This is a genomic window from Halarcobacter mediterraneus, from assembly GCF_004116625.1.
Classification (GTDB): domain Bacteria; phylum Campylobacterota; class Campylobacteria; order Campylobacterales; family Arcobacteraceae; genus Halarcobacter; species Halarcobacter mediterraneus.
The window spans coordinates 213,838-228,486 of sequence record NZ_NXIE01000003.1; the positions used below are offsets into that span (position 1 = coordinate 213,838).

14 protein-coding genes are annotated in these 14,649 nt (G+C 28.5%); 9 read left to right on the forward strand and 5 right to left on the reverse strand.

Annotation, left to right across the window (positions count from 1 at the left end):
* Position 1: 1 nt before the first annotated feature.
* From CP965_RS08515 to hisIE, 3 genes are read left to right on the forward strand one after another with little or no spacing between them, the layout of a single operon-like run.
* A complete protein-coding gene (locus tag CP965_RS08515) occupies positions 2-1,087 on the forward strand; it encodes an SPFH domain-containing protein (protein ID WP_129061668.1) in 1,086 nt (361 codons plus the stop codon).
* Positions 1,088-1,121: 34 nt separating this feature from the next.
* Positions 1,122-1,409, forward strand: coding sequence for a hypothetical protein (locus tag CP965_RS08520; RefSeq protein WP_129061669.1), 288 nt, complete (start codon positions 1,122-1,124; stop codon positions 1,407-1,409).
* A gap of 8 nt (positions 1,410-1,417) precedes the next feature.
* Complete coding sequence (gene hisIE, locus CP965_RS08525; protein WP_129061670.1) at positions 1,418-2,101, forward strand: bifunctional phosphoribosyl-AMP cyclohydrolase/phosphoribosyl-ATP diphosphatase HisIE; 684 nt, start codon at positions 1,418-1,420, stop codon at positions 2,099-2,101.
* A gap of 1 nt (position 2,102) precedes the next feature.
* On the opposite strand, the gene CP965_RS08530 is transcribed toward hisIE, so the two are convergent.
* The 5 genes from CP965_RS08530 to thiC all read right to left on the reverse strand — a co-directional run bounded on the left by CP965_RS08530 (position 2,103) and on the right by thiC (position 9,752).
* Positions 2,103-3,230, reverse strand: coding sequence for an ABC transporter permease (locus tag CP965_RS08530; RefSeq protein ID WP_129061671.1), 1,128 nt, complete (start codon positions 3,228-3,230; stop codon positions 2,103-2,105).
* Positions 3,230-5,941, reverse strand: coding sequence for a ribosome-associated ATPase/putative transporter RbbA (gene rbbA, locus CP965_RS08535; RefSeq protein WP_129061672.1), 2,712 nt, complete (start codon positions 5,939-5,941; stop codon positions 3,230-3,232). The genes CP965_RS08530 and rbbA overlap by 1 nt, the downstream gene beginning before the upstream one ends.
* Before the next feature lie 4 nt (positions 5,942-5,945).
* Positions 5,946-6,941: an HlyD family secretion protein gene (locus CP965_RS08540; RefSeq protein WP_129061673.1), complete on the reverse strand. Its 996-nt coding sequence runs from the start codon at positions 6,939-6,941 to the stop codon at positions 5,946-5,948.
* Between the two features lie 129 nt (positions 6,942-7,070).
* Positions 7,071-8,246 (reverse strand): Mrp/NBP35 family ATP-binding protein, encoded by a 1,176-nt coding sequence (locus CP965_RS08545; RefSeq protein WP_129061674.1) that lies wholly within the window; start codon positions 8,244-8,246, stop codon positions 7,071-7,073.
* Positions 8,247-8,396: 150 nt separating this feature from the next.
* Positions 8,397-9,752 carry a phosphomethylpyrimidine synthase ThiC gene (gene thiC, locus CP965_RS08550; RefSeq protein WP_129061675.1) on the reverse strand — a complete coding sequence of 452 codons (1,356 nt, stop codon included), beginning with the start codon at positions 9,750-9,752 and terminating at the stop codon, positions 8,397-8,399.
* 141 nt (positions 9,753-9,893) lie between these two features.
* On the opposite strand from thiC, the gene CP965_RS08555 reads away from it, so the two are divergent.
* Genes CP965_RS08555 through CP965_RS08580 form a run of 6 tightly spaced genes read left to right on the forward strand, consistent with a single transcriptional unit; the run spans position 9,894 to position 14,646 of the window.
* On the forward strand, positions 9,894-10,832 hold the full coding sequence (locus tag CP965_RS08555) for a hypothetical protein (RefSeq protein ID WP_129061676.1): 939 nt from the start codon (positions 9,894-9,896) through the stop codon (positions 10,830-10,832).
* The gene (locus CP965_RS08560) at positions 10,829-11,650 is read left to right on the forward strand and encodes an HDOD domain-containing protein (protein WP_129061677.1); all 822 of its coding nucleotides are present in this window, start codon (positions 10,829-10,831) and stop codon (positions 11,648-11,650) included. Before CP965_RS08555 ends, CP965_RS08560 begins: the two co-directional genes overlap by 4 nt.
* 56 nt (positions 11,651-11,706) lie before the next feature.
* Positions 11,707-12,831 carry a bifunctional 2-C-methyl-D-erythritol 4-phosphate cytidylyltransferase/2-C-methyl-D-erythritol 2,4-cyclodiphosphate synthase gene (locus CP965_RS08565; RefSeq protein ID WP_129061678.1) on the forward strand — a complete coding sequence of 375 codons (1,125 nt, stop codon included), beginning with the start codon at positions 11,707-11,709 and terminating at the stop codon, positions 12,829-12,831.
* A complete protein-coding gene (locus CP965_RS08570) occupies positions 12,828-13,712 on the forward strand; it encodes a DNA-binding transcriptional response regulator (RefSeq protein ID WP_129061679.1) in 885 nt (294 codons plus the stop codon). Before CP965_RS08565 ends, CP965_RS08570 begins: the two co-directional genes overlap by 4 nt.
* Positions 13,712-14,182 (forward strand): phosphatidylglycerophosphatase A family protein, encoded by a 471-nt coding sequence (locus tag CP965_RS08575; RefSeq protein WP_129061680.1) that lies wholly within the window; start codon positions 13,712-13,714, stop codon positions 14,180-14,182. The genes CP965_RS08570 and CP965_RS08575 overlap by 1 nt, the downstream gene beginning before the upstream one ends.
* A gap of 11 nt (positions 14,183-14,193) precedes the next feature.
* Positions 14,194-14,646, forward strand: a complete 453-nt coding sequence (locus CP965_RS08580; protein ID WP_129061681.1) for a hypothetical protein — start codon at positions 14,194-14,196, stop codon at positions 14,644-14,646.
* Positions 14,647-14,649 lie beyond the last annotated feature (3 nt).

Genomic DNA, 14,649 nt, shown 5'->3' on the forward strand with positions numbered 1-14,649 from the left:
TATGCCAATAGATAATGACTATTTCAAAAATAGACAACAAAATAAAAACAACTCAAACAACAATGGAGGTGGAGGAAACTACCAACCTCCTTTTGAACCACCTGAATTTTTTAAAAACTTTGGGAAAAAAGCAGGTTTTATATATGCAATTATAATAATAGTTGCTATCTTATTCATCTTTAAACCTTTTGTGATAATTGAATCAGGGCAAGTTGGGATTAAAGTTACAGCAGGTAAATATGAAGATAGACCTTTAAATCCTGGTTTTCACTTATATTTTCCTGTAGTCCAACAAGTTATTGTAGTAGATACAAAAGTAAGATTAATAAACTATGCTTCAATTGAAACAAGTGGTAGTGGTGGTTTTGATAGAAGTATTAAACTAAATCCAGCAATTAATATTCTTGATGCAAGAGGTTTACCTGTTTCTATTGAATTAACAGTTCAATATAGACTTACAGCTGCAGGAGCTCCTGTTACTATTGCTACTTGGGGTAGAGGTTGGGAAGATAAAATTGTTAACCCTGTAGTAAGAAATATTGTAAGAAATGTTGTTGGTGGATTTAATGCGGAAGAGTTACCAACAAGAAGAAATGAAATTGCTACAATGATTGAAAATGGAATTAGAACAGAAATTGAATCACTAAAAGACAAACCCGTATCAGTTGAATCTGTTCAATTAAGAGAAATTGTTCTTCCTCAAAAAATCAAAGATCAAATTGAGAGAGTTCAAATAGCAAATCAAGAAGCTCAAAGAGTAAGATATGAAGTTCAAAGAGCAAAACAAGAAGCAGAGAAAAAAGCAGCCTTAGCAAAAGGGGAAGCTGATAAGAATAGAATTGAAGCACAAGGTAGAGCAGATGCAGTTACAATTGAAGCAAAAGCACAAGCTGCTGCAAATAAATCAATTGCCGCTTCACTTACATCAAATTTACTTAAAATGCAACAAATCCAAGTGCAAGGTAAATTTAATGAGGCACTTAGAGAAAATAAAGATGCAAAAATTTTCTTAACTCCTGGTGGTTCTACTCCAAATATTTGGGTTGATACAAAAAACAAATCAAGAGATACAGCAATTAATCAATAAGAGTGATTTTTCACTCTTATTGTAAAAATAGAAAATGTTAAAAACAATTTTTTTCTTGCTCAGTCCTTTTTTCTTAGTCATTGCTTCTGATAATGTGAATTTACAAAACAAAAATATTGAAATCAAAATATTAAATGAAAAAAGTGTAAAAAAAACAAAAGATGATTATGAAAAAGAGATTAATTTATTAGAAAAACCCAAAGGTCTTAAAGAAGACACAAAAGAAAAAGAAGACTCTCTTAAAGTTGATGGTGGGGTTAATTTCAATAAAGAAACAAAAACTCTTGAAAGTATAAATATAAACTTAGGAAAAAAGTTTTAAGGTAAAACATGGAAACTATAGACTTAATAGACTGGGAAAAGATGGACGGGTTAATCCCCGTAATTACTCAAGATGCAAATACAAATGAAGTTCTAATGTTAGCTTACATGGATAAAGAAGCTTTAGAATTAACTCTTGAAACAAAAATAGCACATTACTTTAGTAGAAGTAAAAAAAGAATTTGGAAAAAAGGTGAAAGTTCAGGGCATACTCAAGAAGTAGTTTCAACAATGGTTGACTGTGATAATGATACCCTTTTAATAAAAGTAAATCAAAATGGTGTAGCTTGTCATACAGGAAGAAAGTCTTGTTTTTTTACAGATTTAGAAACAAATAAAATTATCTCAGATGTAGAAATTGACACAACTGCAGCATATGGAGTAATAGAAACTCTTTACCATACAATTCTTGAAAAGAAAAATGATGACCCTTCAAAATCTTATACAGCAAAATTATTAAAGGGTAATGAAAACTCTATGTTGAAAAAAATTGTGGAAGAAGCCGGAGAATTAACTTTTGCAATTAAAGACAATAATGAAGAAGAAATAATCTATGAAGCTGCTGATTTAATGTACCATTGTCTAGTAGCACTTGGAAGTAAGAATATAAGTCCGGAAAGAGTAAAACAGGAACTTGCTAAAAGATTTGGAATGTCTGGTATTGAAGAAAAAAACTCAAGAGTAGAAAAATAAACTACTTTTGAGTATCTAAGCTTCTTTTAAAAAGAATAAATGTAAAAATAAAAAAAACTACTCCAATTAAAAACATACTTAACATACTTTTATAAATAATTGTAATTCCTGCACCTTTAAAAAGTACTGCTTGTGAAATATCTACAAAATGACTAATAGGTAGTAAGTGCATTAAAAACTGTATAGATTCTGGCATACTTTCATATGGAGTTACAGTTCCAGAAAGCATCATTAAAGGCAATATTGTTAAGATAAAGATCATACCCATTTGAGGCATATTTTTAGAAATAGTACCAATAAAAATACCAATTGATGTAGTAGCAAATAAAACTAAAAAAGTACAAAATAGAAAAAGTATTATTGACCCACTAAGAGGAACATTAAGTATATATTCAACCACTAAACTTAGACTAAAAGATACACAAATTAAAACTACTATACTTGCAGTACAAACTTTAGCTAACATTATTTCAATAGGATTTAAAGGCATAACAAGAAGATGCTCTATAGTTCCATGTTCCCTTTCTCTTATCAAAGATGCAGCGGATAAAAGAATGGATATCATCACAATATTACTTATAATTTCATTTATACTACCAAACCAACTACTTTCAAGACTAGAATTATATTTATACCTATTTATAACTTCTACTAGCTCTAAAGAATCAGTGCCTGAAGCATTTAAAAAAGATGAGATTTCTTGATTTATAATAGCTTGAATATATCCTGCACCTATTCCCGCTTGAGACATTCTTGTTGCATCTATATTTACTTGAATATTAGGTGTATTACCTGAAATAACATTTTTTTCAAACTCACTAGGAATAACAACAACAAAAGTATAATATCCTGAATTCATATATGAATCTATCTCATTATTATTAATAACGCCAGGAGTATTAAATCTTGGCTTATAAAAAGAACTAATAATTCTATTTGATAATATTGAATTATCTTCATTAACAAAAGCAATTGAAGCATTTCTTATTTCTGTAGAAGTTGCCGTTCCTCCTATATAAATAGCAAAAGAAAAAGAGTATATTATTAAAAATAACATAATTTTATCATGGAATAAGGTTCTTAATTCTTTTATCATTAGAGCATAGATGTTTCTTAAACTTCTTTTCATTATGTTTCCTGCTTATTTAAAACTAAAATACTAACAAAGATAATTACAAAAATACTAACTACTAAAACAAAAAAATCTAAATGTAAATCTTTAAACTCAACTGCCTTACTAAATATTCCTCTGCTAATATTTATAAAATAAGTTACAGGAAAGATATTTCCTATAAATGCCCCAATGCCTTCTAAGGAACTTACGGGATCTTGTAAACCAGAAAACTGAATAGTAGGAAGAAGAGAGAAAATAGCTGTTCCACCTAAAGCTGCAATTTGTGTTTTAGCAAAAGAAGACATAAACAAGCCAATTGATGTAGTCACTATTATAAATAAAAAAGCAGCAAAAAAAAGAATTAAAAAATTACCTTTTAAAGGAACTTCAAATACTAAAAGAGTTAAAACCACTAAAGCTAAAAAACTAAGCATACTTATAAAAATATAAGGAATTTGTTTGCCAACTAAGAATTCAAATTTACTAACAGGTGTTGCATAAAAATTTGTAATAGAACCAAGTTCCTTTTCTCTTACAATACTTAAAGCCATTAAAATTGAAGGAATAAAGATTAAAAGCATAGGAATTACAGCAGGAACTATTGCATTTATACTTTTAAAGTCTTGATTATACTTATATCGTACTAAGATATTTGCTTTTGATTCATATGATATCCCATATTGTTCTTTTAAAGTGCTAATAAGATAAGAACTATTTAATCCTTGAACATACCCTTTGATTGTTTCTGCTCTAAAAGGAATGGTACCATCAATCCAAACTGCAACTTCTTGAGAATAACCTTTTAATAAGTTTTTACCAAAATTAGGTGGAATAACAAAAGCAACACTTATTTCAGAAGCTTTCATTTTTTCATCTAAATCACTTTGACTTATTAATTGTTCTTGTTCTAAGAAATATCTGGAACCAGAAATATTTTGAATATATTCTCTACTTTGAGGTGACTTATCTTGATCTAAAACAGAAAACTTTAAATCCTCTACATCCATACTAATTCCGTACCCCATTACAAACATTAAAATAACAGTTCCTAATAAAGAAAAAGTCAACCTTACAGGATCTCGTAAAAGTTCTAAACTCTCTTTATAGCTATAACCAAATAACCTCAAAAGACTTTTATTCTTGTTAGTTTCTTTTTTATCATTCTTAGAAGCAGTAATATCAACTTCCTCTGAAATTTCAGTATCAGTAACCTCTTTAAGATATGAAATAAATGCTTCTTCAAGGTTCTCTTTATTCTTCTTTTCAATTAACTTCTCAGGAGTATTGCTTGCTAAAACTTTTCCCCTATGCATTAAAGATATTCTATCACACCTTTCACCTTCATTCATAAAGTGTGTAGAGATAAATATAGTTACATTATCTTTCCTTGATAACTGGATTAGAAGCTCCCAAAAGCTATCTCTAGATACAGGGTCTACTCCCGAAGTTGGCTCATCCAAAATAAGCATTTTAGGTTCATGAATTACAGCAACGGCTAAAGATAATCTTTGCTTAATCCCTAAAGGTAAATCTTCAGTTAAGGTATTCTCATATTCTTTTAACTTAAACTGTTGAAGCATTTTTTCTATTCTATTTTTTAACTCCTTTTTCTCTATTTGAAAAAGTTCCCCATGTAAATGAAGGTTTTGAAAAACTGTCAATTCTTTGTATAAAGAAAATGCTTGAGTCATATAACCAACTTTTTCTCTTGTTTCTAAAGAATTATCCTTTACATATTCTCCAAATAATTTTGCACTACCTTTTGTTGGAACTAAAAGTCCTGTTAGCATTTTCATTGTTGTAGTTTTTCCACAACCATTTGAGCCTAGAAAACCAAAAATTTCACCTTTTTTTATATCAAAACTCACATCATCAACAGCAATAAAATCACCAAAATGCATAGTAAGATTAGAAGCTTGAATAGCATATTCTTCATCAAACTCTTTCTCTTTTATTTCTAATTTTGAGTGTTCACTTTTTTTATTATTTGGTAAAAGCTGGATAAAGGCTTCATCTATATTACAAGTATCTGTTTTTGATAATAACTCTTTTGAGGTTCCCTCAAATAATATCTTGCCTTCATCCATTGCTATAATATAATTAAAGTCTTGAGCTTCTTGCATATATGCTGTTGCAACTAATACACTCATTTTAGGATTTGTTTCTCTTATACTATTTACTAAATCCCAAAACTGTCTCCTTGATAAAGGGTCTACACCTGTTGTAGGTTCATCTAAAATTAAAAGTTCAGGATCATGTATAAGAGCACAACAAAGCCCAAGTTTTTGTTTCATTCCTCCTGACAATTTCCCTGCTGGTCTATCTTTAAAAGAGTATAAACCTGTACTTTTTAAAAGTCTTTCAATTCTATTTTTTCTTTCCTCTTTTTCTAAACCAAATAATCTTGCAAAAAACTCTATATTTTCATAAACTGAAAGTGTCATATAAAGATTTTTTCCTAAACCTTGAGGCATATAAGCAATTTGTGGAAGAATACTATTTCGTTCTTTCTTTTTTTTTAGATTTGCAGATAAAACTTCAACTTCACCAGTTTGAATCTTTTTAACTCCAGAAAGAATAGCTAAAAGTGTAGACTTTCCAACTCCATCAGGACCAATAAATCCAATGGTTTTACCTAAGGGGATGTTTAAATCAATACTACTTAAAGCTTGTACATCACCATATTTATGAGTTACCCCATTGATTTTGGCAATATATTTATCCATTTATTTATTCTTTAAAGTTTTTTGGTAAATGACTTAATTCTTCTGGCCATGGTTTAGAATTATCTAACCTTACATAGGCTATTCCTGGAAGTCCTGTTTTAATTTTTTCAAAGTATTTTTCTAATAAGCTTGAATCAATTCTTACTTTGATTCTAAACATAAGCTTCTCTCTTTCACTTTGAGTTTCTATCTCTTTTGGAGTAAATTGAGCTAAAGGAGAGACAAAAGTTACATAAGAGGGAATAGCAATATCTGGAATAGCATCAAGTATAATTCTAGCTTTTGAACCAATATCTACAAGACCAGCTTGAGCAGTTGGAAGAAAGATTGTCATATAAGTATTCATTAAGTCTAAAACTACTAAAACTTTCCCTCCATTTGCAATAACTTCTCCAGTTTGAGCTATTTTATATAATACTCTTCCTTTTATTGGAGAATAAAGTACACTCTCATCTATATTAACTTGAATTGTTTCAACTTGTGCTTTTGCTGCATTTATTGAAGCTTGTGCATTTACAACTTGTGCTTTTGCCGCGAGTAATGCAGCTTTTGCAGTTTTTAACGTTGTTTCATCATTTTGTAAATTAATCAAAGGTAAACTCTTATTTTTATAAAGTTTTAAAGTTCTATCATAATTTATTTTTGCTAAAGATAGCTCACTTTCACGTTGTTCTACAATAGCTTTTGCATAAGTTTCTTCTTGTATTGCTTGTTCTACATAAGCTTTTGCTTGTTTTAATTTTGCTTCCAACTCATTTGTATCAAGTTTTGCTAAGATTTGTCCTTTTTGAACAATATCTCCTTCTTCTACATTTATTTCAAGAAGTCTTCCTGATAATTTTGTTGTGATATCAACTTGAGTAGTTTCTAGTCTTCCATTTCCAAAAGCAAATTCCTCTGGAAGTTCTGTCTTATTTATATCTTTATAAATTAAATAAAGTCCACTGACAATAACAAATACTATGATTATATAAAGAAAAGATTTTAATTTATTATTCATAAATCTTCCTAAAATTTTAGATTAACTATAAGAAGTTAATTCATAATAATATAATTTATATTAATAAAAACTTTAGAGTAGAAAGACTAAATATTAATCATATAAATAAAAGAGGTCACCCTCTTTTATTTAATGACACCCACAACCTGTTCCACAGCTTTCTGAAGACTCTTGTTTTTGTTGAGAAGAAGCTGCACTTGTTGAACAAGCAGATACTCCATTTGTTGTAGGTTGAATAGAAGCATTTTCTGCTTTATCATGATTTTCATCTATAAATTGAATTAATTTTTGAGCTGCAATCATATATCTTTTTGCAGATTCTGACTCTGGTTGGAAATAAACAACTGGTTTCCCACTATCTCCACCTTCTCTAATTGCTGGTTCAATGGGAAGTAGTCCTAAAACTTGTGTATTATATTGGTCAGCTAAATCTTCACATGTGCCTTGTCCAAAAATATCCGATTCTTCTCCACATTTTGGACAAATAAAGCCACTCATATTTTCAATAATTCCACCAATAGGTATATGAAGTTTAGAGAACATATCTAAAGACCTTCTTGAATCATCAAGTGCTACATGCTGAGGAGTAGTGACATTAATACCACATGTTACTGGTACACTTTGTGCAAGAGTTAATTGAGCATCTCCAGTTCCTGGTGGCATATCAATGAATAAAATATCTAACTCTTCCCAAAGAATATCCCTTAGTAATTGTTGAATAGCTTTCATAATCATAGCACCTCTCCAAATAAGAGATTGCCCCTCTTCCATAAGTGACCCCATAGACATAACATCTACTCCATATACAGAAAAAGGTTTTGCTTTATTTCCAACTACCTCAACATCTAATCCATTTATTCCCATCATTCTTGGAATATTTGGTCCATAAATATCAGCATCTAAAATACCAACCTTCTTACCTTGCATTGCAGCAGCAATTGCTAAGTTAACAGTTGTAGTTGACTTACCAACTCCACCCTTACCTGAACTTACCATTACAAAGTTTTTAATTTGTGGAGCAATATTATTTCCACTCATACTATTACTTTGTTGTTTTGGAGCTTCTGGTCTACTAATCTTTAAATTTACATTTGTAATACCAATTGTAGATAAAACTTTTGAAATATCTTCCTCTAATTTTGAAGCTACATCTTCAGCACTTGAAGTAATATCTAAAAGCACTGTACAGGCATCATCTGCATCTATTTGAATATCTTTTACGAAACCAAAATCAACAATTGACTTTTGGAATCCTGGATATATAACTTTTGATAACTCTTCTTTTATATCAGCTATAGTTGCCATATCTTTCTATCCTTATAAATAGTTTCTATTTAAAATTTCCTAACATTATATTTTAAATAGGATAACTTTTGTCTTAATTCAAATTACTAATAAAAAAAGGTCAAGTAAAAAACTTGACCTTTTTTATAACTTATCTTTTATTAAATTTTTCTAAGCTGTAGCAGTTGCTTCAATCTTATCACCATGATCTTTTACAATCTTTTGAGTGATTTTGTATGAACAAAACTTTGGTCCACACATTGAGCAGAATTCAGCTTCTTTAAATACATCTTGAGGAAGAGTTTCATCATGATACTCTTTTGCTCTTTCAGGATCTAAACATAATTCAAACTGTTTATTCCAATCAAAAGCATATCTTGCATCTGACATTTCATCATCAATATCTCTTGCACCCTTTCTTCCTCTAGCAATATCTGCTGAGTGAGCTGCAATTTTATATGCAATAATACCTTCTCTTACATCTTCGGCATTTGGTAATCCTAAGTGTTCTTTTGGAGTTACATAACAAAGCATTGAAGCTCCATGCCATCCACCAACAGCTGCACCAATTGCAGATGAAATATGGTCATAACCAGCTGCAATATCAGTAGTAAGTGGGCCTAAGATATAAAAAGGTGCTTCGTGACAATACTCTCTTTCAAGTTTCATATTTCTTTCAATTTGATTTAATGGAACGTGACCTGGTCCTTCAATCATAACTTGAACATCTTTTTCCCAAGCTCTAAGTGTTAGTTCACCTAATACTTTTAATTCTGATAATTGAGCTTCATCAGATGCATCTGCAAGACATCCTGGTCTTAATGAATCACCTAAAGATAAAGATACATCATATCTTCTACAAATATCTAAGATATCATCAAAAGCATCGTAAAATGGATTTTCTTTATGGTAGTGCATCATCCATGCAGCCATTAAAGAACCACCTCTTGAAACGATACCCATTTTTCTTTTTGCAATATGAGGCATGAATCTTAAAAGGAATCCAGCGTGAATAGTAAAATACGAAACCCCTTGTTGAGCTTGTTTTTCTAGAACATCTAACATAACATCAATAGATAAATTTTCAATTTTATCTTTAACATCATGTAAAATTTGGTACATTGGAACAGTTCCAATTGGAACTGTTGAGTGCTCAATAACAGCTTTTCTAATAGCATCTAAGTCTCCACCTGTACTTAAGTCCATGATTGTATCTGCACCATATTTTAAAGAAACATCAACTTTTTCAATTTCACCTTGAATATCTGATGCTAATGCTGAAGAACCTATATTTGCATTTATCTTACACGAAGATGCCATACCAATTGCCATAGGGTTAAGATGTTTATGATTAACATTTGCAGGGATTATTAACCTTCCTCTTGCTACTTCATCTCTAACCAATTCTGGTTCAATTTTTTCAACTTTTGCAACATATTCCATATCTGGTGTAATAATGCCTTTTTTGGCATAATACATTTGTGTCCTAACTTCATCATTTTGATGATTGTCTAACCAATCTCTCATTATAAAATTCCTATGTATATAATTTGAGTTGATTATATCAAATTTAGTTTATATAAACTTAATTAAAACAACTAGTTTTTATTTATTAAACATATAAGCTTTCTTAGAATATAATAACTTATTTTACAATTTAAGGTTTCTATGAAAACTACAAATGAATTAAATTACATTTACACAAAAACAAAAAATGATTTTGAATATTTATTAAGTAATAAAGAACGAAATCAAGACCTATTTGTGGCTTTAATTCATCATCTTACTTTAAATAAACAATTCAATATTTATGAAAATAATCAATTTAACATAGAAGAAATTTCAAAAATTTTTAGGTTTTATGAAGAGTTATTAAAAGAGAGTTTTAATTCAAATAAATCTAGGTTTGAATTAGAATTTAAGTGCTATTTATTAGTTATTAAAATTTTTACTGAACTGTGTAGTATATTTACAAAAGATTATAAAAAAAGAGAAAATATTGAAAACTTTTTTCAAACTTTAAAAGAATCAAAAAGTATGTTAAAACTTTTTCTACCTTTAGATATGAAACATTTAAATATTTTAAATAATCTAATAGGAGAACAATTATACTATTTTTCACATGTTGATTATCATGATATAAGTTCATATCCTTTGGAATATAGCTTTGAAAAATATCACCTTAATTTAGAAAAAATATTCCATGGTTTTGATTTAAGTAAATCATCTAGATTTGGTAATAATGAGTTTACAGAAATAAATACAGAATATGCAGTTTTAACAAATAATGCTTCTTTCTTAGTTTTAACCTTGATTCATAAAATATATTTTAAAAATCTAAGTTTTGATATGACAAAATCAAAATTTAAAAATATTATAGATCTTTATTTTGAAAATTTAAAAAATAAAACTCTTTCAGAGGGATATGATATAAAAAGCTTTGAAGATGACCTTTTAAAAGACTTTTTCACAAGTGGTATATTTTTAAAGAAAAAAAGAAACTTTAATATATTTCAAGATAAACTAGACTTATTACGATTAAATACAGATGAGTATAAACAATTAATTGATATTATATTAAAATTTGATTTACAGGAACAACAATGAAACAGTTAATAGTAGAAAAAATTGATTCTTTACCTCCTTTACCAAACTCTGTCCTTGAATTAGAAGAGTTTAGGAAAATGCCAACAAAAGAACCACTTGATTTACTAAAAATTATAGAAAAAGACCCTTTAATTATTACAACAGTACTTAGAGTTGCTAATTCTGCTATGTTTGGCTTCGTAAGTGAAGTAGAAACACCTAGTAGAGCAATTTCTTTACTTGGAGTTAACTTTACTATTTCAATTGCTCTTGGTTCTGTTATTCAAAATCTAATTAAATCTGATTTATCTTCATATTCAGTATCAACTGATGACTTTATGTTTTCATGTAATTTAGCTTCAAATTTAGTTAATACTTGGGTTTCAAAAATTGACCATGACTTGAAAGAAGAGCTTTTACTACCTGCATTTTTACAGGAAACTGGGAAGTTTGTTATCTCAGAAATAATCCAAGAAAATGATAAAAAAGAAGAATTTCAAGAACAATTAGCAATAACTAAAAATATATCATTAGTTGAAAAAGAGTTTGTAGGTTTTTCTTGTGCAAGAATTACTGCAAATATTTTCAAACATTGGAACTTAAGTCATAACTTAATTTTTGCAATTGGATTTGTTGAAGACGTAGAACACTGCCCTACTGACTATGTTGAAAAAGTAAAAATCTTAGAGATTATAAAAATTTTATCTGACATTACAAATCCATTATCAGAAGCTAATATTCAAAGAGCTTTAAATAAGGCAATAGAATATGGTTTTGATACAGACCTTTTAAGTAAATCCATTGAATCTATTAAATATAAATTAGAAGAAGGGCTTTAAGGTTTCATAAGTTTAATACAAGTATAATGTGTAACTTTTTTACTCAAAGGGGCTTTGTGTCAAATGTTACATTAATTATACTCTGTGCAGGGAACTCCACTAGATTTGGTCTTCAAGCAAAGAAACAATGGTTAAGACTAGAGAACTCTCCTTTATGGCTATTTGTTGCTAAAAAAATCCAAAACTTATACAATTTTGATAAAATCATCATCACTTCTTCAAAAGAAGAACTTAATTATATGAAAAATTTTAATGATGAATATGAATTTGTTGTAGGTGGAGAGACAAGACAACAATCAATGAAGAACTCATTACAGAAAGTAGAATCAAAATATGTAATGGTAACTGATGTGGCAAGAGCTTGTATCCCAAAAGAAATTATACTTTCTCTTATTGAAGAAAAAGAAAAAGCTGACTGCATAGTTCCTGTTTTAAATGTAAATGATACAGTTATATATGAAGAAAAAACAATTAATAGGGAAAATGTAAAGTTAATTCAAACTCCTCAATTATCTAAAACAAATATTTTAAAAAAAGCCCTTGAAACAAATATTGAGTTTACAGATGATAGTTCTGCAATAAAAGCAATAAAAGGAACAATACATTATATCCAAGGAAGTAAAGAAAGTAAAAAACTTACTCTTACAAGTGATCTAAATGAAATCACTTGTTTAAAAGCTCCAAGTAAAAACTTCTTTACAGGTATTGGATATGATATTCATCCTTTTGAAGAGAATAAACAAATGTATCTAGGTGGTATAAAAATAGATGTGCCTTATGGGTTTAAAGCTCATAGTGATGGTGATGTTTTAATACATTCTCTTATTGATGCTTTATTAGGAGCTTGTGGAGCAGGAGACATTGGAGAATTTTTCCCAGACACTGATAATAAATTTAAAAATATTGATTCTAAAATACTTTTAGAAGAAATTATAAAATTTATTTATAATGTAGGATATGAAATTGTTAATATTGATTTAACAATTACAGCTCAACAACCTAAAATTAATCCCTATAAAATACAAATAAAAAATAAAATTGCCTCTTTATTACATATTGAAAAACAGTTTGTAAATATAAAAGCAACTACTGCTGAAAAACTTGGTTTTATTGGAAGAAAAGAAGGAGTTGCAGTACAAACAATTGCTACTTTAAAATACTATGATTGGACGAAAAAATGAATATTCTTATAATTGAAAGTGAAATTTACTTAGCACAAAAAGTTGTATCTAGACTATTAGATGATGGACATAATTGTGATTTTGTAGAGTCTCCTAATATTGATAATCTAACAAAGGATTATGATATTATTCTTCTTTCTACATCATTACCTGCAGCATTATGCAAAACAATTATCAGAAGATATAATGACTCTATTATTCTTCTTTTAGTTTCTTATATATCAGATGAAACGGTTACAGACCCAATAAAAGAAGGTGCAAAAGACTATATTATGAAACCTTTTATAATGGATGAATTAGTTAGAAAAATTTACCATTATAGAGAATGTAGGTCAATAAGAAAAGAATTACAAACATTAAGAGACTATCTTGATTTTCAATTTAATGATGTTGATACAAGTAACCATGTATTACCAACTTCTTTTCCTACATTAATAGAAACAAATTCTCAAATTAGTGCAGATAAATTAGCTTTTGAACTAGTAAGAAAACTTGATCTTCAAATGAAATTTATATCACTAGGTACAGATAATTGGCAAAAAAGCATAAACGAAAAATTTAATGGTATTTTTTATCTGACAGATTACCATTCACTTAAAAAGAGTGCGAAAGAGAACTTAAATAAACTTATTGAAGATAAAAAATGTATTCTTGTTTCCCTAGAAAAAGAAGAAGAGTTTCCTTATACAAAAATTGAGTTTGAAAAATCAGATACGCTTCTTATGACAAATAGTATTATGACAATAAATGATTATGTAAAAATGATGGTTTTATCATATCAAAGTAAATATCCAGATACGGAACTTAGTAAAAAGTTAGGGATTTCTAGAAAATCTCTTTGGGAAAAAAGAAAAAAATTAGGAATTGAGAAGAAAAAATAATGAGAAAGCTATTTTTAACAGTTTTTTATAGTGGATTAAGCCCTAAGGCGCCAGGAACAGCTGGTAGTTTTTTATCTTTGATTTTTGCAGTTTTATTATTACAAATAATAGATATTTCTACTTTATTTTTATTAACTATCTTAATATCAGTTATAGCAGCCAGAGAAATTAATAAATATGAAGAAGAAGTCCAAGAACATGATAGTAAAGAAATAGTTATAGATGAGCTTGCAGGAATGTGGCTAACACTATCTATTTGTACCATAACACCTGAAAATATCTATTATATTGCAGCCTTAGGATTTATTTACTTTAGAATTTTTGATATTTGGAAACCTTCAATTATTGGAAGAATCGATAGAGAAGTAAAAGGTGGTTGGGGAGTAATGGGTGATGATTTACTTGCAGGTGTTGCTGCGGGAATTGCAACAAATGGTACATATTATCTTCTTGAAAAATTTGTTCTTTAACTCTTATCTTAATGATACAAGCTTTTTCTTCATTTTTTAAAACTTTTAATTCTTTACTTCCTAAAGGAGTTTTTCTTTTAGTTTTTTCTATTTTAGTACAGTGTTTCACTATTGTATCTATTACAATCACTTCTATAGAAGTATTAGGTAAAGATTTATTTTTAATTATCTTTTTATCTATGTTTATTATGTCAACTATTCTTGTAACAACTATTTTTTTAGTTATCATACAAAAAAATATAGGAATTACTTTATCGAGAATTTATAGTATTATTTTGTTTATCGCTGTATTTATTAGCCTAGTTTACGCATGGAATGAGAATAAAGCTTTTTTAATCACTTTTAATAGTATTGCCCTAATAACTTCTTTTTGTATATTAATACTTTATCATAGTTCTTTTTTGAGTTTATATATAAAAAATGCAAGAAAAATTAGGGAAGAACTTTGGGGAATAAAAGATTAACTA